This window comes from Corynebacterium simulans (assembly GCF_001586215.1).
Classification (GTDB): domain Bacteria; phylum Actinomycetota; class Actinomycetes; order Mycobacteriales; family Mycobacteriaceae; genus Corynebacterium; species Corynebacterium simulans.
In genome coordinates this window covers 1,788,866-1,809,286 of record NZ_CP014634.1, presented here as the reverse complement: position 1 = coordinate 1,809,286, position 20,421 = coordinate 1,788,866, and the positions used below count along the sequence as shown (strand labels likewise).

Sequence of the window (20,421 nt, the reverse complement as noted above, 5' to 3'; positions counted from 1 at the left end):
GGGCGCAAAGCAAAAGGCTGGATGCATCGTGCGTCCAGCCTTCGGCTTTAGAGCCAACCTAGGGCCTCACGGCGAAACTAACGTTAGTCACCAATTTGGTCACGGCCGCGCATAACGATGAGCGGGTCAGGCTCGCCGACCAGTTCATGGTCCTTGTTGGTGTATTCGAACTTGGAGAGCACGTAGCGCATAGCGTTAATGCGGGCGCGCTTCTTGTCGTTGGACTTGATGGTGATCCACGGCGATTCTTCAGTATCCGTGTAGCGGAACTGCTCCTCTTTCGCGCTGGTGTAGTCGTCCCACTTGTCGAGGGAAGCCAGATCCATCGGGGAAAGCTTCCACTGACGCACTGGGTCAATTTGACGAATAGCGAAGCGGGTGCGCTGCTCCTTACGAGTAACGGAGAACCACAGCTTGGTCAGGGAGATACCGGAACCAAGAATCATGTTTTCGAGCATCGGCACTTCGCGCAGGAACTCTGCGTGCTGGGACTCGGTGCAAAAGCCCATGACGCGCTCGACGCCGGAGCGGTTGTACCAGGAACGGTCGAAGAAGACGATCTCGCCGCCAGCTGGGAAGTGCTGAATGTAGCGCTGGAAGTACCACGAGGTGGACTCACGCGGGGAAGGCTTTTCCAGTGCGACGGTGCGCGCACCACGCGGGTTCAGATGCTCGTTGAAGCGCTTGATTGTGCCACCCTTGCCTGCTGCGTCACGGCCCTCAAACAAGATGATGTGGCGCTGGCCGGTTTCCTTGGTCCAGTTCTGCCACTTCAGAAGCTCAATCTGCAGCGCGCGCTTGGTGGCCTCATACTCATCGCGCGACATGCGCTCTTCATAAGGGTAGTTCTCTCGCCAGGTATCGATGGGGGAACCATCCGGCATGATCAGCGCTGGGTCATCCTCATCAGAATCATCGACGACGTAGCCGTCGGTCTTAGCAAGGTCGATCTCGGGAAGTTCGTCGTCTTTAATATCAGCCATACTTAAAAGTTTACCGGTCACCCAACTATTCGGCGCGTTAAATTACACCGCAACTCCACCGATTTACCCCTAAGCCCTCCCCCACCCAGACATAGCAAAAGAGCCCCACCAAAAGGTGAGGCTCTTAGAATCGCTTACGCGATGGATGTTCTTAGACGAACATGCCGATCAGCTGGGAAGCGCCCTTAGCAATCTGAACGAGCGGATCGATCAGGGTTGCGTAGATGTTCAGGTCGTTTGCGAACTCGGAAGAACCGATTGCGAAGTTAATGAAGCCGTCCATTTTATCTCCTTAGGACTAGTATTTGAAGATTGAAGATCAGAACCTAAAAGGCCCCGATGAGAAGTAAATGAATTACTTGTTCTCAGCAATCAGGGAAGAGGTGCCTGGGAAGAAGTCAGATGCCTCAGGCTCGGAGGACAGGAAGTCGAAGACTTTGATGGTGTTCTGGAAGAAGGAACCAACGTTGCCCAGGATCTTGCCCCAGCCTTCCCAGGTGTCAACGAAGTTGTCGAGGTGGGTCTGAATCATGGAGAGGTCCATAATGAACTCCTTGGATAGGTTTCGGGTATTTACACCCGAGGGTATTGCGGATTTGCAGACACCCTCTGTGGGCGTCACAAGTAACTATTTTGTCACACAGCGCTCAAAGATCAATCCGAAACTCTCGAGTTTTTAAATCTCGGGAAAGCTCCCCACAGTTCCCAACCGTCACTTTACACACAGCATACTCTAAGTCATTTCTTGCCCAAAAGTTAATCGATATGCCTATTACCAGCGGGTTTTCTGACGCTGGACAGAATTGATCAAATTCTTTGGCAAACGTGCGTAACAAACATCAGGAACGCTCCGATGAACACGGTCCAAAATTCAGAAATTCAGCGGAAAATCGGTTCCAAAATTGCCCCAATGCGGGGGTGCACCAAAGACCCCAGATTGGCCGTTTTCGCTTTCGCCCGGAGTTCCAGGCAGTCAAATAGAGGCGAAGGCGCAACCAATCAACCGCCATTCAGCCTCAAAAATGGGCCGCTAGCTGTGAAAATTGTTGTCTAGTGTGAAAGTTGAGGTTTGGAATCACACTTTTCATCTTTCCGTGTAGCGACACGCGAAAGCGCCCTACGAGAGACGTTCTTTATCTCACGTAGGGCGCCTTAAATCGACAACATCTAGCTCGCACGGAGCTACATGGACGCCTTTCGAGGTTTGGCGCTATTAGAAGCCCATGCCGCCCATAGCGTCAGCGTCAGGCATGCCAGCGCCTGCACCAGCAGGCTGCGGCTTGTCAGCAACGACAGCCTCAGTGGTCAGGAAGAGCGCTGCGATGGAGGCAGCGTTCTGCAGTGCGGAGCGGGTGACCTTGACCGGGTCATTGATGCCAGCGGACATCAGGTCAACGTACTCGCCGGTAGCTGCATTCAGGCCCTCGCCTGCTGGCAGGGATGCAACCTTGTCAGCAACAACGCCCGGCTCCAGGCCAGCGTTGTGAGCAATCTGCTTCAACGGCGCAGACAGTGCCTCACGAACGATCTTGACGCCGGTTGCTTCATCACCGGTCAGGTCATTCAGCGCATCCAGAGCGGAAGCAGCCTGCAGGAGGGCGACGCCACCGCCGGCAACGATGCCCTCTTCAACGGCAGCCTTTGCGTTACGGACTGCGTCCTCAATGCGGTGCTTGCGCTCCTTGAGCTCCACCTCAGTTGCAGCGCCGACCTTCAGGACAGCAACGCCACCAGCCAGCTTGGCCAGACGCTCCTGCAGCTTCTCACGGTCGTAATCAGAATCGGAGTTCTCAATCTCAGCGCGGATCTGCTTGATGCGGCCGTCGATCTGCTCCTGGTTGCCAGCACCCTGGACGATGGTGGTGTCATCCTTGGTGACAACAACCTTGCGTGCCTGGCCGAGGTACTCAATCTCCGCGGTCTCGAGGGAAAGGCCAACCTCTTCGGAGATGACCTGGCCGCCGGTCAGGATGGCCATATCCTGCAGGGTAGCCTTGCGGCGATCTCCGAAGCCCGGAGCCTTAACAGCAACGGACTTGAAGGTGCCACGGATCTTGTTCACGACGAGGGTGGACAGTGCTTCACCCTCAACGTCCTCGGCGATGATCAGCAGCGGCTTGCCGGTCTGCATGACCTTCTCCAGCAGCGGAACGAGGTCCTTGATGTTAGAGATCTTGGAAGAAACCAGCAGGATGTACGGATCCTCGAGGACTGCCTCCTGACGCTCCATGTCGGTTGCAAAGTAGCCGGAGATGTAGCCCTTGTCGAAGCGCATGCCCTCGGTTACCTCGAGGTCCACGCCGAAGGTGTTGGACTCTTCAACGGTGATAACGGAGTCCTTGTTCACGGAGCCGTTACCCACGGTGTACATAGCCTCAGCGATCTTGGCGCCGATTGCCGGGTCAGCGGCGGAGATACCAGCGGTGGTAGCGATCTCTTCCTGGGTCTCAATCTCCTTAGCGGAAGAAAGCAGGGAGTCAACGACTGCCTTGGTAGCGGTCTCGATGCCGCGCTTGATGCCCATCGGGTTGGAGCCTGCTGCAACGTTGCGCAGACCCTCGCGTACGAGCGCCTGTGCCAGAACAGTAGCGGTGGTGGTGCCGTCACCGGCAACATCGTCAGTCTTCTTTGCTACTTCCTTAACCAGCTCAGCGCCGATCTTCTCATAAGGATCTTCCAGCTCGATCTCGCGAGCGATGGAGACGCCATCGTTGGTGATGGTCGGAGCGCCCCAGGACTTCTCCAGGACGACGTTACGGCCCTTCGGGCCGAGGGTGACCTTTACTGCGTCGGCCAGCGTGTTCAGACCACGCTCAAGGCCGCGACGTGCCTCTTCATCGAAAGCAATAAGCTTTGCCATTGTGTTTGTGCTCCTTGATTTGTTTAGGACGACACTCACGTCTGTATCTATACGGACGCCCGCGACGGCACGGCTGGTGAGTGTTAACCAGCCTCAACCACATAGATGAGATTTTCTGGCACTTACCCGGTGGGAGTGCTAGCGACCATTCTGGCACTCGACTACTACGAGTGCAAGGAAAGACACGAACACCCTCCAGTACGTTCGCTGTGAGCGTTCCGGAGGGTGTTCGTGTCAGAAATTAAGTTGCGGAGTTTGCGGAGCCTACTGGGTTCTTCGCATTTTCGCGGTTCTACTCGGCCTTCTTCACCTTCTTGGCGGTCCAACGGTACATAAAGCCCAGTACTGTGATGAACAGGATGAGGCCGAAGACGTTGGCGGAGGTGCCACCTTCGAAGATCTCCAGCGGGGACTCGCCGCCGGCTGCCGCGATGATGGCGGCATTGACCACGCCGAACAGCGACTCACCAACGATGAGGCCGGTTGCCAGCAAGGTACCCATACGCTTGGAGAAGTCCGGATTAGCCTGCCTTGCCGCCCACTTGTCGTAGAAGTATCCCAGGATTGCGCCAATCGGGATGATGATGGTCAGCGCGGCCGGAAGATACATGCCCATACCCACGGCCAGTGGGGAAAGGGAGAACTTCTTGGTGGTCTTACGCAGAACTTCATCAATAACAATGAGAACCGCGCCGATGACGGCACCGGTGAAGATGAGGTTCCAGTCTAGGGAGTTATCGAAGATGCCCGATGCCACCGAAGACATCAGCGCAGCTTGCGGAGCAGCGAGAGCGTCCTCGCCCGCGCCTTCCATGCCTTGGAAGCCGAAGCCGTTGAGCATGATCTGCAGAATCGGTGGAATGACAACGGAGCCGAAGAGGACGCCAATAATCAGCGCAACCTGCTGCTTCCACGGCGTCGCGCCAACGAGCTGACCGGTCTTCAGGTCCTGCAGGTTGTCATTCGAAATCGTGGCGATGCCGAAGACGATGGCCGCGGTGAAGAGAGTATAAGCCACCAGCGAAAGCGGGTCCGCGCTGCTGCCGCGAGTTACCGCGGCAATCAGCAGTGAGGTAGCCAGCACGGCGATGATGCCAACGGAAGAAATCGGCGAGTTAGACGCACCAATCAGGCCGGCCATGTAGCCGCACACGGAAGCGACGATGAGGCCAACCAGCAAGGTAAACAGCACCGAGACTGTAATCAGCACGACCATGTGCTCGTGGATATCCGTGCCGCGTACGAAGTCCCACAGTAGTAGCGCAATCGGAACCATCAAGATGACGATGGTGCCAAGCACGTACGGGAACGGGATGTCGCGCTCGGAGACATCGACGGTGTGACCTTCCCTGCGCTCGCGGGAGGAAGCCAGAGACTCAGAAATGCCCTTGATGATCGGGCCGGTGATCTTGATCAGCGTCCAGATCGCGGCGATGGCCATGGCACCGACACCGATGAAGCGGATCTCGCCGGAGAAAACGGAATCGACGGTATCAGCCAGCGCAGTGGCGTCCAGGCCAGAGGCATCGCCCGCAGTGTGCATCGGCAGCAGGAAGAAGTAGGAAATGGTGACGCCGATGAGCATGGCAAAGCCGACGGCCGGGCCAACGAGGTGGCCCACACCGATGAGTGCCAGCGACAGCGAGGTACCCAAGGTGGTGGCACCAGAACCCAGCCTGAAGTAGGTCGAGACTGAGGAGGCTGCTGCCTTCATCGCAGCCAACAGCGCCATCACCGCGGAGATAACGCCGCCAACCAAGATGACGCGCAAGCCCTGGGCGTTTTCTTCCGCAGCGGCTTCCGACGCACCGTTACTATCGCCTACCTTGAGAACCTCAGCGGCGGCAACGCCCTCCGGGTAGGGCAGGTCAGAGCCGGTAATCAGCGCGCGGCGCAGCGGGATCGAGTACATCACGCCGAGCACGCCACCGATGGCGCAGACAGCTGCGGTCTCCCAGAAGCTAAATCCCTTCCAGTAGCCCACCATGACCAGGCCCGGCAGGACGAAGATGATGGCAGAAAGAGTGCCGGCCGCAGAAGCGATGGTCTGCACAATGTTGTTTTCTTTGACATTGTGCCCGGCAAAGCGACGCAGCACAGCCATAGAAATAACGGCTGCCGGAATCGAGGTGGCGAAGGTCAGGCCGACCTTGAGGCCGAGATAGACGTTGGCTGCGGTAAAGACCAACGTGATGAGTCCACCGATTAGGATGCCGCGCAGCGTCAGCTCGTGCAAAGAACTTGCATCATTGCCGGTTGCCCCTGGTAAGTGGGACGAAGATGCGGGGGAAGCCTGGACGGCGTCATGTGCCATGCCGAGACCTTTCTAACGAGAAACCGATGTGAAGGTATGAGTATCTAATTATGGGAATTAAATATTCTTAGAACTCTAGTTCACCCGGGCACGATCTCAAACGATCAGTCAATACTAATTTTCGGACAGGTTTCCCGAACGGCACCTGGCGTGCGTGTCCAAACCTGCGAGTATGTTGGACAACATGACTGCTATTTCTGACTACATCGCAAATGATCGCGCGAATATCTTCGCGCAGCTCAAAGAACTCGTTTCTTTCAACTCCGTACACAACGAGCCGGGCCTCGAGGAAGATGCCCAGAAGGCAGCGCAGTGGGTTGAAAAGACCCTTACTGACGCCGGCGTCAAGGTCGAGGCGGTGAAGACTGCGGACGGTTCTACCGCACTCGTCGGCAAGCGCGCCGGCAAAGAGGGTGCCAAGACCGTCCTGCTTTACTCCCATTACGACGTAGTCCCGGTCGGCCCACGCGAGCCATGGGAATCTGACCCGCTGACCCTGACCGAGCGCACTGCACCTTCCGGCGATACCCGCTGGTATGGCCGCGGCGCGGCAGACTGCAAGGGCAACATCGCCATGCACCTGGCCGCCCTGCGCGCTATCGACGCAAACGGTGGCACCGACCTCAACCTGACCTTCCTCATCGAGGGTTCTGAGGAACGCGGCGGCGAAGGCCTGTCCGCACTCATCGAGGAGCGCCCAGAGCTTTTCACTGCCGACGCCATCCTCATCGCCGATGCCGGCAACGCCAAAGCTGGCCAGCCCACGCTGACCACCTCCCTGCGCGGCGGCGCGCAGATCTATGTCCAGGTAGACACCCTCGAAGCCGGCGTACACTCCGGCCAGTTTGGCGGCGCCGCTCCAGATGCCGTTAAGGCGCTGATGCGCGCACTCGATTCCCTGAGCGACGAGCACGGCCGCACGACTATCGACGGCGTCGATTGCGCCGGCACCTGGCCGCTGGCTGAGGGCCAGACCACCGCTTATAAGCCGGAAGATTTCCGCACCGACGCGCAGATGCTTGAGGGCACCCAAATCATGGGCTCACAAGATCCAGCCGGCGCCACCGAAATCGGCGACATGATCTGGGCCCGCCCGGCAGTGACAGTCACCGGCTTTACCTCTACCCCGGTTGCCGAGGCCGTCAATGCCGTTCCGGCTACCGCCGCTGCAAACCTGAACCTACGCACCCCGGCCACCATGGATCCGCGCGCCACTGCCGAGGCCATTGCCGAGCACCTGAAGAACCACGTTCCGTGGGGCGCTCACATCAAGGTCGACATTCTGGAGGCCAACCGCGGTTTCGAGACCGATCCTACAAAGCCAGCCGCAGCGCTGCTCGGCGAGTGCCTAGCTGAGGCATACGGCACTGCGACCATCTCCCAGGGCATGGGTGGTTCCATCCCGCTGACCGTAGAGCTGCAGGAAAAGCACCCGAACGCGGAGATCGCACTTTTCGGAGTGGAGGATCCGCAGGCCACCATCCACTCGGCAAACGAGTCCGTCGATCCAAACGAGATCGAAAAGATCGCCACCGCCGAGGCTTATTTCCTCCAGCGCTTCGCCTAATCGCGCGGCAGACCGCACAGCAGGCGCTGTGACTGCCTTGAGCTCATGGGGCTATTGAGGCTGTATTCAGCCAAAATAGCCCCATATAATACTGTCTAATTAAAAACCTGTGACTTTTGCCGGTTATGCCGGTATAGTGGCCGTATTGGCTGCGCCAAATGTGACACGCCCCCTACTTTCTTTTGAGGCAGGGCGTTGACGCTGCCAGCGGCACCCCTCTAGTGGGGTTTCCTTTTCACAGTGGTTCATCAACCAGGTCTTTTCGGTGGCCTAGATGTCTTCATCGGCGCATGCTCGATTTCGTGTACACACAACGTCGCACGTGCGCCTAAAAATGCTCGCGCGTCTCCATCTTGCAAAGGAGATCCGGCCTAACTGTGATAGCAGTGCTGAGTGCTCTAATTCTGGCCACAGTCCTCGCGCCATTTTTGATCTATTACTTGGGCAGGCCTGCCTTCGGCATTCTTGCCATCGCCCCAGGCGCGGGTTTTTTCTGGGTACTCAGCCAGCTGACAAACTCCACGTTCAATGACGGCAACTCGCTGCAGTACAACCTGGAATGGATGCCGGACGCCAACCTCAACATCACCCTGCGGATGGATGGGCTATCGGCACTGTTTAGCCTCATCATCTTAGGTATAGGCGCGCTCGTGCTTTTGTACTGCTGGAGCTACTTCGACCACAACCGTCGCCGCTTGGCCATGTTTGGCGCGCAGATGACGGCCTTTGCCACCGCCATGTTTGGCTTGGTGGTTTCAGACAACATCTTGATGATGTACGTCTTCTGGGAAATCACTTCCCTGCTTTCCTTCCTCCTCGTCAGCTACTACGGAGAACGAGCTTCCTCAAGGCGTGCGGCCCAGCAGGCGCTGATGATCACCACCCTGGGCGGCTTGGCCATGCTCATGGGCATCATTTTGCTGGGCCGCCAGACCGGCCAGTGGACCTTTAGTGCACTCACAGATTTCGAGCAGATCACACAGACGCCTTATATCACGATCGCTATCGTCCTTATCCTGGCCGGTGCGATCAGTAAGTCCGCCATCGCCCCCGCCCATTTCTGGCTGCCCGGCGCCATGGCAGCGCCAACACCGGTTTCGGCCTACCTGCACTCCGCCGCAATGGTTAAGGCAGGCATCTACCTGGTCACCCGCCTCGCCCCTGAGCTGCACGAGGTAGCCACCTGGCACCTGGTGATCATTCCTTTGGGCCTTTTCACCATGCTGCTGGGCGGCTGGATGGCCCTAAAGCAGCGCGATCTCAAGCTGATTCTGGCCTATGGCACCGTCTCCCAGCTCGGTTTTATCACCTCCATCGTGTCCATCGGCTCCCGGGAGGCGCTACAAGCAGGCCTGGCACTGACCTTCGCGCACTCGCTGTTCAAGGCTGCTTTGTTCATGATTGTCGGCGCCATCGACCATGCTTCGGGCACGCGCGACATCGCCAAGCTTTCCGGCCTTGGCCGCGCTAAACCGGGACTGTATCTGCTGGCCATCATCCCCGCGCTGTCCATGGCTGGTATCCCACCGCTGCTGGGATTCGTGGCCAAGGAGGCAACGCTGGAGGCCATCCTCCACGAGTCCCTCCTCGTAGGAATGCCGCGCAACATGCTGCTCGTCGGCGTCGTGGTGGGCTCTATGCTCACCATGGCTTATGCGCTACGTTTCCTGTGGGGCGCCTTCGCCGTAAAGAAGGATAAAGACGGCGAGCGTCTGGGCACCTCCGAAGCCGTGGAGAACATGCATGCGCTCGCCCCGCTGCTGTGGATTCCGCCGGCAATCTTGACCGCGCTGACCATCTTCTTGGGCCTGCAGCCAAACCCGCTTTCCCTCGGCATCAACCAGCACCTGGACAATCTCTTCGGCCACCACGAGCACACCCACCTAGCGCTGTGGCACGGCATCACCATCCTGCTGGGCCTGTCGCTGCTCATCGTGGTGGTGGGATTCATCGTGCACTGGCAGCGCAATGTGGTGGCCAAGTGGCAGTTCCAGTACCCGGCGCTGGGCTCAGCCGACGCCGCCTACGATTCCGTGCTCCAGGCGTTGCGCACCCTCTCGCTGCGCACCACCGCCTCCACCCAGCGCGGTTCGCTGCAGATGAACATGTCCATCATCTTCGGCACGCTCATGATCCTGCCGGTCATCATGCTGATCCGCGGCGATCTGACCAACGTGCACATGGAAGTCGCGGAAAACCCATGGCAGATAGTCGCCGCCGTCATCATCATGGTCGCGGCAATTGCGGCCACGGTGACCGATAACCGCCTCTCCGGCGTCATCATCGTCGGCGTGACCGGCTATGGTCTGTCCTTCATCTTCGCCCTGCACGGCGCACCGGATTTGGCGCTAACCCAGCTGCTCGTGGAGACCATCATCATGGTGCTGTTCATGCTGGTGCTGCGCCGCATGCCGGCAAACACCGATTGGAAGCAAGACCCCAAGGTCTCGCGCCTGCGCGCCTGGCTTGCCGTTGGCGTTGGCCTTAGCGTGACCTTGGTGGGCATGTTCTCCATCAATGCCCGTCGCAGCGAGTCCATCTCCACCTTCATGCCGGAGCTGGCCAAGGAAATCGGCCACGGCGCAAACACCGTCAACGTGCTGCTGGTGGACCTGCGTGCGTGGGATACCTTCGGCGAGATCACCGTCCTGGTCATCGCGGCCACCGGCATCGCCTCGCTGATCTACCGCACCCAGTCCTTTACCCGCTCCTCGCGGCGTCCTACGCTGCGCGTGACCGGGCGTCGCTGGCTGGCAGCCGGTGCGGAATCCGAGCAGGCGCTGAACCGTTCGCTCATGGTGGACGTCACCACGCGCTTGCTCTTCCCCTCAATGATTGCACTTTCGCTCTACTTCTACTTCTCTGGCCACAACGCGCCGGGCGGCGGTTTCGCCGGTGGCCTGGTGGCCGCGCTCGCGCTCATCCTGCGCTACCTCGCCGGCGGCCGCACGGAGCTCGATGAGGCACTGCCAATCGACGGCGGGCGCACCATGGGCACCGGCCTGCTGATTTCGATCGCCTCGGTGGTAGTCCCCTTTGCCTTCGGCCATCCGCCGCTGACCACCGGCTACACCAAGCTGCCGGTGCCGCTGGTGGGCGATGTCTCACTACCTTCGGCCTTGGTCTTCGACGCCGGGGTCTACCTCATCGTCGTGGGGCTCACGCTCTACATCCTGAACTCGCTGGGCGCCAAGCTCGACGAGGAAGAGGACATGCGTAAGCAGCGCGCCCGCGACCGCGCCCGCTCCCTCGCGCGCCGCCAGCGCAACCGCGCCACGGCGCAATCCGCAAGCCGAACAATGACCTCCGGAAAGGAGAAATAAACATGGAAGCAAACCTGTTCCTTCTCCTCGCCGCGGGCGTGCTGTGCGGTACCGGCGTCTACCTCATGCTGGACCGCGCGATGACCAAGATGCTGCTGGGCATTTTGCTGCTCGGTAACGGCGCTAACCTGCTCATGCTGCAGGCCGGCGGCAAGGCGGGTTCGCCGCCTATCGACGGCCGCGAGACCGCCCAGTATGGCGATCAAATCGCCGATCCCTTGGCCCAAGGCATGATTCTGACGGCCATCGTCATTTCCATGGCACTGACCGGCTTCATCCTGACCCTGGCCTACCGCCAGTACCGCTACCGCACCGCCGACGTCATTGAGGATGACGCGGAAGATACCGCGATTGCAGCGATGGCCACCCGCCCTGGCAACGCCGCGGCGGCACCGGACCACGATGCTTCCAATGACCCAACCACCGGCCGCGCCACCAAGCAGGGCGACGCCTTTGGCCCCGACTTTTTCGAAGAGCCAGTAAAGGAGGCAAACGATGACTGAGACGCTGCTTCCGCTGGTTAACTTCCTGCTGCCCTATACCGGCTTCCTCATCCCCATGCCGGTTATAATCCCGGCACTGGCTGCGGCCCTGACCATGCTGTGCGCGCGCTTTACCGGCGTGCAGCGCCAGATCGCATTCTTCTCGCTGCTGTTGCTCGCCGCCGCGAACGCACTGCTGATCTTCATCGCCGATACGGCCGGCATTCAAACGCTCCAGGTGGGCGGCTGGGACGCGCCGGTGGGCATCACGCTGGTGGCTGACCGCCTTTCCGCCGTGATGCTATTTACCTCGTCCGTAGTGCTGTTTTCGGTGATGTGGTACGCCATCTCGCAGGGTATTCGCGACGGTTCCAAGGACGAGCCGGTGGCGGTCTTCCTGCCCACGTACATGCTGCTGACCATGGGCGTGAACGTGTCCTTCTTGGCAGGCGATCTCTTCAACCTCTACGTCGGCTTTGAGATCTTCCTCGTGGCTTCCTACGTGCTGCTGACGCTGGGCGCTTCCCCGGCGCGCGTGCGCGCGGGCGTGGGCTATGTGATGGTCTCGATGGCTTCCTCGCTGATATTCGTGCTGGCGCTGGGCTATATCTACGCCGCGGTCGGCACCATGAACATGGCGCAGATCGGGATGCGCATGGAGGAAATCCCGGCCGGTACCCGCACCGCGATTTTCTCGGTCCTGCTCATCGCCTTCGGTATCAAGGCCGCCGTCTTCCCGCTCGAGGCGTGGCTGCCGGACTCCTACCCCACCGCGCCTTCGCTGGTGACGGCAGTCTTCGCGGGCTTGCTCACCAAGGTCGGCGTCTACGCAATTATCCGCGCCCGCACCTCCATCTTCACCGCTGGCGGGCTGGACCAGCTGCTCATGTGGGTTGCTCTCGCCACGATGCTGGTGGGTATCTTGGGCGCCATCGCACAGTCCGATATCAAGCGACTTTTGTCTTTTACCTTGGTCAGCCACATTGGCTACATGATTTTCGGCGTCTCGCTGGGCACTGCCGAGGGCCTGTCCGGTGCCATCTTCTACGCGGTGCACCACATTCTGGTCCAGACCGCACTGTTCCTGGTAGTCGGCCTCATCGAGCGCCAGGCGGGCACCTCTTCCCTGCGGCGCCTGGGCTCGCTGATTTATACCGCGCCGCTCATCGCCATTTTGTATTTCATTCCGGCGATGAACCTGGGTGGCATCCCGCCATTTTCCGGATTCCTGGGCAAGGTCATCCTCCTGCAGGCCGGCGCCAACGAGGGTTCCTGGCAGGCCTGGGTGGTCATCGGCGGTGCCGTAGTGACCTCCCTGCTTACCCTCTACGTCATGGTTTTGGTCTGGTCCAAGGGCTTCCTACGGGACCGCGCCGACGCCCCGGAAGGCAACATCGTGATGGCGCGTCCATCGCCGCTTTCCGACGTCACGGATGTCGTCGAATTCGACGAGCGCCAAGACGTCGGCCGCGTGCCCTTTGGCATGCTGGCTTCCACCTGCCTGCTGGTGCTGGCCTCGGTGTCCATCACCTTCCTGGCTGGCCCGATCTCCGGCGTGACCAGCCGCGCCGCCGAGTCTGCACAGGATGATTCCATCTACCGCTACGCGGTCCTGGGCGATAACGCAGATAACCCCACCCGGCACAAGGACCAGAAGGATCGCTACACCAACGAGCAGGATTCTTTTGAAGTCCGCCGGGCGCCCATCAAGGACCCAGCTCCGGCAGTAGAGACGGCGCCTAAGGCGCAGCCCAAGTCACAACCCACCGAAAGCGAGGCGAAGTAATGAAATTTGCTGGACTCCGCCACCGCTTCCGCCCCTGGTTTATCGCGTGGATCACCGCCATGTGGTGCCTACTCATGGGTGCGGTCACCGTAGCCAACCTAGTTGGCGGACTATTGGTGGGCCTGTTCGTGGTGCTTGCGCTGCCACTGCCGGCCATGCCGATTGCCGAGCTGAAGGTCTCCTGGGGCAAGCTCGCCTTATTCATGGTGGGCTGGACCATCGACCTATTCCACGCCTCGTTCAAGGTGGCCTGGCTGGCGGTGCGCCCGCAGGACCCGCCGAAGACGGCCATCCTCGAGCTGCCGATGCGCCTAGACAGCGAGTTCGTCTTGTCACTGGCGGTTTGCCTGTACAACCTGCAGCCAGGCGGCACGGTGACCGATATCGACATCGCCAACCGCATGCTGACCATCCACATCCTGGACGCGGCGTCGGAAGCCGCTATAGAGCGCGAAATCGCGAACGTCGCGGGGCTCGAAGCAAGCATGATTGAGATTTTTGAAAGGAGCCACCCCTAATGGATCCCCAGCTTTATGACATTCTTCTGGGCGTGGCCGCCGGCATCTTGGTCGTGGCCTTCCTGATTACCACCTGGCGGATTATCACTGGCCCCAATTCGCTGGACCGCCTGGTGGGCATGGACGGGCTCGTAGCCATGTTTCAATGCGCGATGGCCACCTACATTTGTTGGACTCTGAACACCTCGGTGGTCTCCGCGATGCTGGTCGTGGCCCTTTTAGGATTTATCTCCACCGTGTCTGTCACCAGATTCCGAAAGAGGGATGCCAAGTGAGTTACCACCTTTTCGCCGACATCATCTCGATCATCTTGATCCTCGCCGGTGCGCTTTTGGTGCTGGCTGCCGCGATCGGCGTCGCGCGCTTTCCTGACACCATGTCGCGCGTGCATGCCGTTTCTAAGCCGCAGACGACCGGTCTCATTTTGAGCATCCTGGGCGCATTCTTCCGCGTCACCGGCGCAGATTCCTTCGGCCCAGCAGAGCGTGGTGATCTGGGAATCCTGTTGTTGCTGGTACTGTTTGCCATGATTACGAGTCCCGTTACGGCGCAGCGCACTTCTCGTATCGCTCGCCGCGAGGGTCTCTACGGGTCGCCGGAACTGATGTCCCGAAACGACAAACCAGCAACCCGTTCTTTGCGTAAGAAATAACCTTTGAAGGGAACAGCAGGTGAAAAAGCTCTACGGCTTGCCCACGTTGGCTACTGCCCTGACGGCCTTCGCCGCCTTCGTGATTTACCGCTTCAACGTCTCGGATGAGCGCGGGCGCGCCTTCTTTGGCAGGATTCCCTTCGATCTGAAGATCTACCAGCTCGCCGGCGCCGACGTGAAGGCGGGCGGCGATCTTTACGACGCCCCGTATATCCACAACTTTCCTTTCACCTACCCGCCGTTCGCAGGCTGGTTCTTCGAGTGGATGGCTGGTTTTTCCGACCATGGCCTGATGGTGACCTGGCAGTGGATCACGGGCATCGCTCTTTTCGCCGTTATCATGCTGGTCATCCGCGAGCGTGGCTACAAGATGGGCCCAGCCTCTTGGTTCGTAGGCCTCGCGCTGCTCATCAGCAGCTTGGCTACTGATCCGGTAAACGGCACCTTCTTCTATGGCCAGATCAACATCCTTTTGATGTTCCTGGTCTCCCTCGACCTGCTGCCGCGTAAGTTGCGCCTGCCTGGCATCGGCATCGGCCTTGCCGCCGGCATGAAGCTAACGCCTGCTTTCATGGGCCTGGTTTTGTTATTCCAGAAGCGCTGGTGGTCCGCCTTCGCTTGCGTGTTTACCTTCTTCTTTACCGTCTACGTGGGCGTGCAGACGATCCCCGATGCCCGGGATTTCTGGACGGATAAGATGTTCAATTCTGATCGCGTGGGCAACCTGGACCACCCCGGTGCGAAGTCATTGCGCTCTATCATCGCGCGTCTCAACGGCGAAGAGAACACCGCACTGTGGGTCCTGGCTGTGGTCATCGTGGTGATGGTGACCATGCTGGCGCTGCGCACCGCGTGGATCAATAAGAATTCCTCCGCCGCGCTGGCGCTGGCGGGCTTGGCCACCTGCTTGGTCTCGCCTTTTTCCTGGTACCACCACTTCGTCTGGGTAGTACCGCTCGGCGTATGGGTGATGCTCGCGGTCAATGAGGCCGTCGGCAAGCGTCTGCCCTCCTTCTGGGGCGCGCAGCTGGCGGGCCTGGCATCCTTCGTGGCGTTGCTGCTCGTGGAGCTGCCCTTCGTCTCCCCACCGGTGTGGCGCTTGATGTCCTCCCATGGCCTAGAGGCCATGGAGAACTTGCATCCGTGGGCATGGTTGCTGTGGCCTTTTGCCTGCTTCCTCTACATCGCGGTTTATGGCATTTGGGGGTGCTTCCCGCACGGCAAGCCATCCGGCAAGCATGCCGCACGCCATAGTAAAGTGGCGGACTACCCCACCGACGTGCGCATTCCGGTAGTGCGCAAGTAGGCCGAGCCTTAAGGGGCCTAGAGCGGACGGAGGCTATCCATCTCCTTACTCGTGGCCTCCACGACCTTCTGCCAGCTGCCGGTCTCCTCGTAGAGGCGGCGCTGGCGTTCATAGCCGGCCCCGCGCTCGATGATTTCGTGGATGAGCTGCAGCTCGGCCTCGCAGCCCAGCTCGCGGGCCAGAGGCGTTAGCTCCTCGACCAAGTCAACCAACTCGTCTTTGACCCAGCGCTCATCCGTGGCGCGAGAGGTAATCACCAAGGCGTCCATGCCATAGCGGGCGGCGCGCCACTTATTCTCAGCCACGTGCCACGGCTGCAGCGTGGGCAGCTCCTGATCTGTATCAAGCATGCGGTCATAGTGGACCACCAAGCAATGCGTGAGCGCGACGATGGCCGAAAGCTCGCGGAGATTAGAAGAGGCATCCGAGATACGCACCTCGATGGTGCCCCACTTTGCCGCCGGGCGAATATCGAAGTGCATCGAGCCGGTGTGGTTGATAACGCCAGAGATGGCTTGATCCCGCATATAGTCCTGCCACTCGCGCCAATCCGCAAACTGATAAGGCATGCCGGCGGTGGGCAGCTGCTGATAGAGCATGGTGCGGTTGGAAGCATAACCAGTGTCCATGCCCTCCCAGCCTGGCGAGCAGGCAGAGATTGCAAGCAGGTGCGGATACTTGGTCATCAGCGCATTGATGATGGGCCACACGCGGTCTTCGTGGCGGATACCCACGTGCACGTGGGTTCCCCACAGCAGCATCTGCTTGCCCCAATACTGGGTGCGGTTGATGATCTCGGAGTAGCTTGCCTTATCCGAGACAGGGTTCTCGCGGTAGTCCGTGAAAGGGTGTCCGCCGGAGGCCCACAGGGCCACGCCCATTTCCTGGGCGGCGGCACGCACATGCTCTAGCTTGTGCGACAAATCCGTGATTGCTTCCGGCACCGTGTGACAAATTCCGGTGACCAGTTCCACGGTGTTTTGGAGGAATTCCTTCTCCAGCTGGACTTCGGGCGTGGCCGCCTGCACGCGGTCAATCAGCTCGGCGCCGCGTGGGACCAGATCCCAAGAGAGCGGATCGACGAGGGCTACTTCCCATTCAACGCCCAAGGTGGGCCCAGCCGAACGGGTGAAGGATTCTTCCGAAATGTTCACCCTTGTGAGTCTATCCGCAGCAAGGCCCAGCTAGAGCATTTTCTTATACATTAAATGCACGGTGGAATTTGTCTTTTATTCCACCGTGCATCTATCTTATGAATCTTTTAGGCCTGCGGGATGGCCAGAACTGCAACGACTGCGTTGCCCTTGGTGAATTCAGCCTTGAGCTCTGCCGGGTACTCGGCGATGGCGCCCTCCGGGATAGATTGCGCGCCGTAGAGCTGCGCTGCGGTCTCGCGTGCGAGGCGCTCTGCGTCCTTATCGCCTGCTGGGAAGTAGACGGTGGTCTGCGGAACGGTGAGGATGTCACCGGCCAGATTGCCTACCTCGCCGATCTTGAAACCCTCGTCCTTCAGCTTATCTGCCTGCTCTGCAGCGAAGTTCGCGCGGCCGGAGTTATTAAAGACGTTGACCGGGATGTCCTTGGCGGCGCGCTCGGCACCCGCAGCGCTTTCTGCACCTGCAGCGCCGGCAGCGGCACCGTCCTTGTTGGCTGCTTCACGGCCGGCTGCATCCTGGCCTTCCTTGGCAGGCTGTCCGGCTGCGTCTTGGCCAGCCTTGGCATCCTGCGTGCCCCGCGCGGCACTGCCGGCAGCACCCGGCTGCGCAGATGGGCCGCCCTGTGCGCCGGGCTCGCCCTCGGCGGGAGCCGGCAGCGTGGCGACGCCGGTGCTGCCGGTCTGGGCAGTATCGGTGGAGTCTTTGGAGGTCAGCGTGTAAAGGCCCCACATGCCGAGCATGACAGCAACGGCAATGAGCACCATTGCGAAGCCGCGCAGCGGCAGGCCGCTAGACGAGCTGCGGTGCGCACCCGCCTGTTTGCTCGGCGTGGAGGTGGATTCTGCTGCTTTATCTGAATTCACATTAGTCACAGCAGCAACCCTAGTCTCTAATTAGGGAAATCTGGTGCATCCTCCCGCGCGGCGCGCCGCACCTCCTGACGGCCGTCCCGCACGCGCCGCAAGCGCGCAACCAGCACCGGATAGGCCTCGGCGGCAGCGGGGGCGTCGAGAAGCACGTTCAAGCGCTGGTGATAACGCACCGGCGAGATATCCAGCTCCGCGCGAATGGCCTCTTCCTTAGGCCCGATACCACGCGGGGCATGCGATTCGAACTCCAAAATGGCCGCGTCTAGGTCTGACAAGGATTGCATGCCTAAACTGTAGGGCATGACTATTCGCCCCATCGTTATCCACGGCGACCCGGTTCTGCACAATCCCACCGAGCCGGTCACTGAGCCCATTGACTCCCCGGAGCTGCAGCAGCTCATCGCCGACATGTACGAGACCATGGACGTCGCCCATGGCGTCGGCCTTGCCGCCAACCAGGTAGGAGTGAACAAGCGCCTGTTTGTCTACCACTGCCCTGACACCGACGGCCCAAACGGTAGCGCCAAGCAGCTTGGTGCTGGAGAAAGCGGCATGCGCAAGGGCTGCGTCATCAACCCGGTGCTGGAGACCTCCGAGATTCCCGAGGGCATGCCTGCCGACGACGGCTCCGAGGACGAAGGCTGCCTCTCCGTGCCCGGTGAGGGCTTCCCCACCGGCCGCGCCGACTGGGCCCGCGTTACAGGCAAGGACGAGCACGGCAACGACATTTCCATCGAAGGATATGGATTCTTCGCGCGCATGCTCCAGCACGAGACCGGCCACCTGGACGGCTACGTCTACACCGACGTGCTCACCGGCCGCTTCAAGCGCCAGGCCAAGAAAACCATCAAGCGCAACGGTTGGACCGAGGCCGGCTGGACATGGATGCCAGGCGAGGACGAGGATCCCTTCGGCCACGGCGCGTAAATAGGCTGCGCCCCTAATCGCCCCTAATCGCCTTTAATCGACATGAGCTATATCTTCCGTTCTGATGCCGTCAGCGTCGGCGACCGCGTGGTTGCCCGGCGCGAATTCGGCGGCACCCACTCCGATGTCATAGGCCATGTGCTGAGCACCTCGCCGCTTGTCATCCGGCCGCAGGCGGTGGGTGGCTACCCTTCCGACTTGGAGGCGGTGGAAATCCCCGCCGAGCAGCTGAAGATCATCAAGAAGCTCTCGCCGCGCACGGTGCGCAACTCCGATATCCGCGCCGTCGAGGTGGCCGCCGCGGCAGCGCGCGGCGGGACGAAAGTCTGGACCAATGATGGCCAATGGCTCATGCGCTTCGGCGCAGGCACCGATTCCGCCATTCCTCTGGGCCCCTCCGCAGGTTTCATGCCCGCGCCCATGGAAGAAATCGACGCCTTCTACGCCGAGCACAACCTGCCCACCCGCCTGGCCATCCCGGAGCGCATCGGCAAGGCGGCATTGCGCGTACTCGATAACGAGCCCGCGGCATGGCAACTCGAGCCCGAGGTCCTCGTGCTTACCCGCTCCCTCGACACCGTGAGCGCCGAGCCACACCTTGACTCCGAGCTTTTCGACGCCACGCTCAGCCAATCCGGCGACGAGCGCGTGTGGCTAGGAATCTCACTGCTTGGCAATGCCACCGCCTCACAGCTGGAGGCGCTTTTGGCCTGGGGCAAAGCACACGGTGCGGAGAATGCATTCGTGGAGGTGGAGGCGTCGGAAAGCACAGCGTTGGCCCTCCTTAGTGAAGTCGGATTCTTAGAACACCATCGCCGTAGGTATGCCGTGCGCAAAGGCGGTACCCTGTAGTCCATGCGCATAGCCACATGGAACATCAACTCGGTCCGCACCCGCGTGCAGCGGGCGGTAGACCTGCTGGCCAAACACGACATCGACGTGTTGTGCCTGCAGGAGACCAAGGTTGCCGACGATAAGTTCCCCGTTATGGAATTCGAAGCCGCCGGCTACCACGTCACCCATCACGGGCTGAACCAGTGGAACGGCGTGGCCATCGTCTCCAAGGCGGAGCCGGAGGAAGTCTTCTACTCCTTCCCCGGCCAGCCAGGCTTTGCCAAGGACCCAGAAAAGCCGCAGGATTTGGAAGCCCGTGCGGTGGGCGCGCGGATTCGCGGCGTAGAGATCTGGTCGCTCTATGTGCCCAATGGCCGCGAAATCACCGACCGCCACTACGACTACAAGCTGCGCTTCCTCTACGCGCTGGCACACTACAGTGAGAGCCGCGCACAGTCGAAGCTGCTGCTCACCGGCGATTTCAACATTGCCCCGCGCGATGAGGACGTCTGGGATATCGAGGCCTTCCGCGGCAAGACCCATGTTACGGAGCCAGAGCGTGCGGCCTTCCAGATGCTGGAGGAGGCAGGCCTAGAGGAGGTTACGCGGCGTTTTACGGAAGAGCAGCGCTGGACCTACTTTGACTACAAGTCGATGCGCTTTCAGAAGAACGAGGGCATGCGCATCGATTTCCAGCTGGCCTCGAAGTCCTTGGCCGCGACGGTGAAAACTGCGCAGGTAGACATGGTAGAACGCGCCGGCGACAAGACCTCTGACCACTGCCCGCTGCTGGCAGATTTCGATCTGCCTGACTTCGATTCGGTGCGTTAGGAGCACCTACCG

Annotated in this window: 19 protein-coding genes; 11 read left to right on the top strand and 8 right to left on the bottom strand. The window is 60.2% G+C overall.

Annotation, left to right across the window (positions count from 1 at the left end):
- Positions 1–83 precede the first annotated feature (83 nt).
- The 5 genes from ppk2 to WM42_RS08390 form a co-directional block, all read right to left on the bottom strand.
- On the bottom strand, positions 84–983 hold the full coding sequence (gene ppk2, locus WM42_RS08405) for a polyphosphate kinase 2 (RefSeq protein ID WP_062037083.1): 900 nt from the start codon (positions 981–983) through the stop codon (positions 84–86).
- 151 nt (positions 984–1,134) lie between these two features.
- Positions 1,135–1,266 (bottom strand): hypothetical protein, encoded by a 132-nt coding sequence (locus WM42_RS13760; protein ID WP_256366445.1) that lies wholly within the window; start codon positions 1,264–1,266, stop codon positions 1,135–1,137.
- A gap of 72 nt (positions 1,267–1,338) precedes the next feature.
- Positions 1,339–1,527 carry a hypothetical protein gene (locus WM42_RS08400; protein WP_061924768.1) on the bottom strand — a complete coding sequence of 63 codons (189 nt, stop codon included), beginning with the start codon at positions 1,525–1,527 and terminating at the stop codon, positions 1,339–1,341.
- 669 nt (positions 1,528–2,196) lie between these two features.
- On the bottom strand, positions 2,197–3,843 hold the full coding sequence (groL, locus tag WM42_RS08395; protein WP_061924773.1) for a chaperonin GroEL: 1,647 nt from the start codon (positions 3,841–3,843) through the stop codon (positions 2,197–2,199).
- 292 nt (positions 3,844–4,135) lie between these two features.
- Positions 4,136–6,157 carry an OPT family oligopeptide transporter gene (locus tag WM42_RS08390; RefSeq protein WP_082787660.1) on the bottom strand — a complete coding sequence of 674 codons (2,022 nt, stop codon included), beginning with the start codon at positions 6,155–6,157 and terminating at the stop codon, positions 4,136–4,138.
- A gap of 184 nt (positions 6,158–6,341) precedes the next feature.
- Between WM42_RS08390 and WM42_RS08385 the strand changes: the two genes are divergently transcribed.
- The 8 genes from WM42_RS08385 to WM42_RS08350 all read left to right on the top strand — a co-directional run bounded on the left by WM42_RS08385 (position 6,342) and on the right by WM42_RS08350 (position 15,791).
- On the top strand, positions 6,342–7,724 hold the full coding sequence (locus tag WM42_RS08385) for a dipeptidase (protein ID WP_062039330.1): 1,383 nt from the start codon (positions 6,342–6,344) through the stop codon (positions 7,722–7,724).
- Between the two features lie 377 nt (positions 7,725–8,101).
- Entirely contained in the window at positions 8,102–11,047 is a 2,946-nt protein-coding gene (locus WM42_RS08380; RefSeq protein WP_062037080.1) for a Na+/H+ antiporter subunit A, read from the top strand.
- 2 nt (positions 11,048–11,049) lie between these two features.
- Complete coding sequence (locus WM42_RS08375) at positions 11,050–11,550, top strand: Na(+)/H(+) antiporter subunit C (protein ID WP_062037077.1); 501 nt, start codon at positions 11,050–11,052, stop codon at positions 11,548–11,550.
- Positions 11,543–13,315 carry a Na+/H+ antiporter subunit D gene (locus WM42_RS08370; protein WP_062037072.1) on the top strand — a complete coding sequence of 591 codons (1,773 nt, stop codon included), beginning with the start codon at positions 11,543–11,545 and terminating at the stop codon, positions 13,313–13,315. Before WM42_RS08375 ends, WM42_RS08370 begins: the two co-directional genes overlap by 8 nt.
- Positions 13,315–13,833 (top strand): Na+/H+ antiporter subunit E, encoded by a 519-nt coding sequence (locus WM42_RS08365; protein WP_062037069.1) that lies wholly within the window; start codon positions 13,315–13,317, stop codon positions 13,831–13,833. Before WM42_RS08370 ends, WM42_RS08365 begins: the two co-directional genes overlap by 1 nt.
- Positions 13,833–14,108, top strand: coding sequence for a monovalent cation/H+ antiporter complex subunit F (locus WM42_RS08360; RefSeq protein WP_062037065.1), 276 nt, complete (start codon positions 13,833–13,835; stop codon positions 14,106–14,108). Before WM42_RS08365 ends, WM42_RS08360 begins: the two co-directional genes overlap by 1 nt.
- Positions 14,105–14,485, top strand: coding sequence for a monovalent cation/H(+) antiporter subunit G (locus WM42_RS08355; RefSeq protein WP_062037062.1), 381 nt, complete (start codon positions 14,105–14,107; stop codon positions 14,483–14,485). Before WM42_RS08360 ends, WM42_RS08355 begins: the two co-directional genes overlap by 4 nt.
- Before the next feature lie 19 nt (positions 14,486–14,504).
- Complete coding sequence (locus WM42_RS08350) at positions 14,505–15,791, top strand: glycosyltransferase 87 family protein (RefSeq protein WP_082787659.1); 1,287 nt, start codon at positions 14,505–14,507, stop codon at positions 15,789–15,791.
- A 17-nt stretch (positions 15,792–15,808) separates the two neighbouring features.
- Here the strand turns inward: WM42_RS08350 and WM42_RS08345 are convergent, their stop codons facing one another.
- The 3 genes from WM42_RS08345 to WM42_RS08335 all read right to left on the bottom strand — a co-directional run bounded on the left by WM42_RS08345 (position 15,809) and on the right by WM42_RS08335 (position 18,101).
- Positions 15,809–16,945 (bottom strand): glutamate--cysteine ligase, encoded by a 1,137-nt coding sequence (locus WM42_RS08345; RefSeq protein ID WP_062037058.1) that lies wholly within the window; start codon positions 16,943–16,945, stop codon positions 15,809–15,811.
- Between the two features lie 107 nt (positions 16,946–17,052).
- A complete protein-coding gene (locus WM42_RS08340; protein WP_062037055.1) occupies positions 17,053–17,820 on the bottom strand; it encodes a LytR C-terminal domain-containing protein in 768 nt (255 codons plus the stop codon).
- Positions 17,821–17,837: 17 nt separating this feature from the next.
- The gene (locus tag WM42_RS08335) at positions 17,838–18,101 is read right to left on the bottom strand and encodes a DUF3263 domain-containing protein (protein ID WP_062039327.1); all 264 of its coding nucleotides are present in this window, start codon (positions 18,099–18,101) and stop codon (positions 17,838–17,840) included.
- Positions 18,102–18,117: 16 nt separating this feature from the next.
- Between WM42_RS08335 and WM42_RS08330 the strand changes: the two genes are divergently transcribed.
- From WM42_RS08330 to WM42_RS08320, 3 genes are read left to right on the top strand one after another with little or no spacing between them, the layout of a single operon-like run.
- Complete coding sequence (locus tag WM42_RS08330) at positions 18,118–18,744, top strand: peptide deformylase (protein WP_061924803.1); 627 nt, start codon at positions 18,118–18,120, stop codon at positions 18,742–18,744.
- Positions 18,745–18,786: 42 nt separating this feature from the next.
- Positions 18,787–19,596, top strand: coding sequence for a GNAT family N-acetyltransferase, cg3035/Rv0428c family (locus tag WM42_RS08325; RefSeq protein ID WP_062037052.1), 810 nt, complete (start codon positions 18,787–18,789; stop codon positions 19,594–19,596).
- 3 nt (positions 19,597–19,599) lie between these two features.
- Positions 19,600–20,409 (top strand): exodeoxyribonuclease III, encoded by an 810-nt coding sequence (locus tag WM42_RS08320; protein WP_062037049.1) that lies wholly within the window; start codon positions 19,600–19,602, stop codon positions 20,407–20,409.
- Positions 20,410–20,421: the final 12 nt, after the last annotated feature.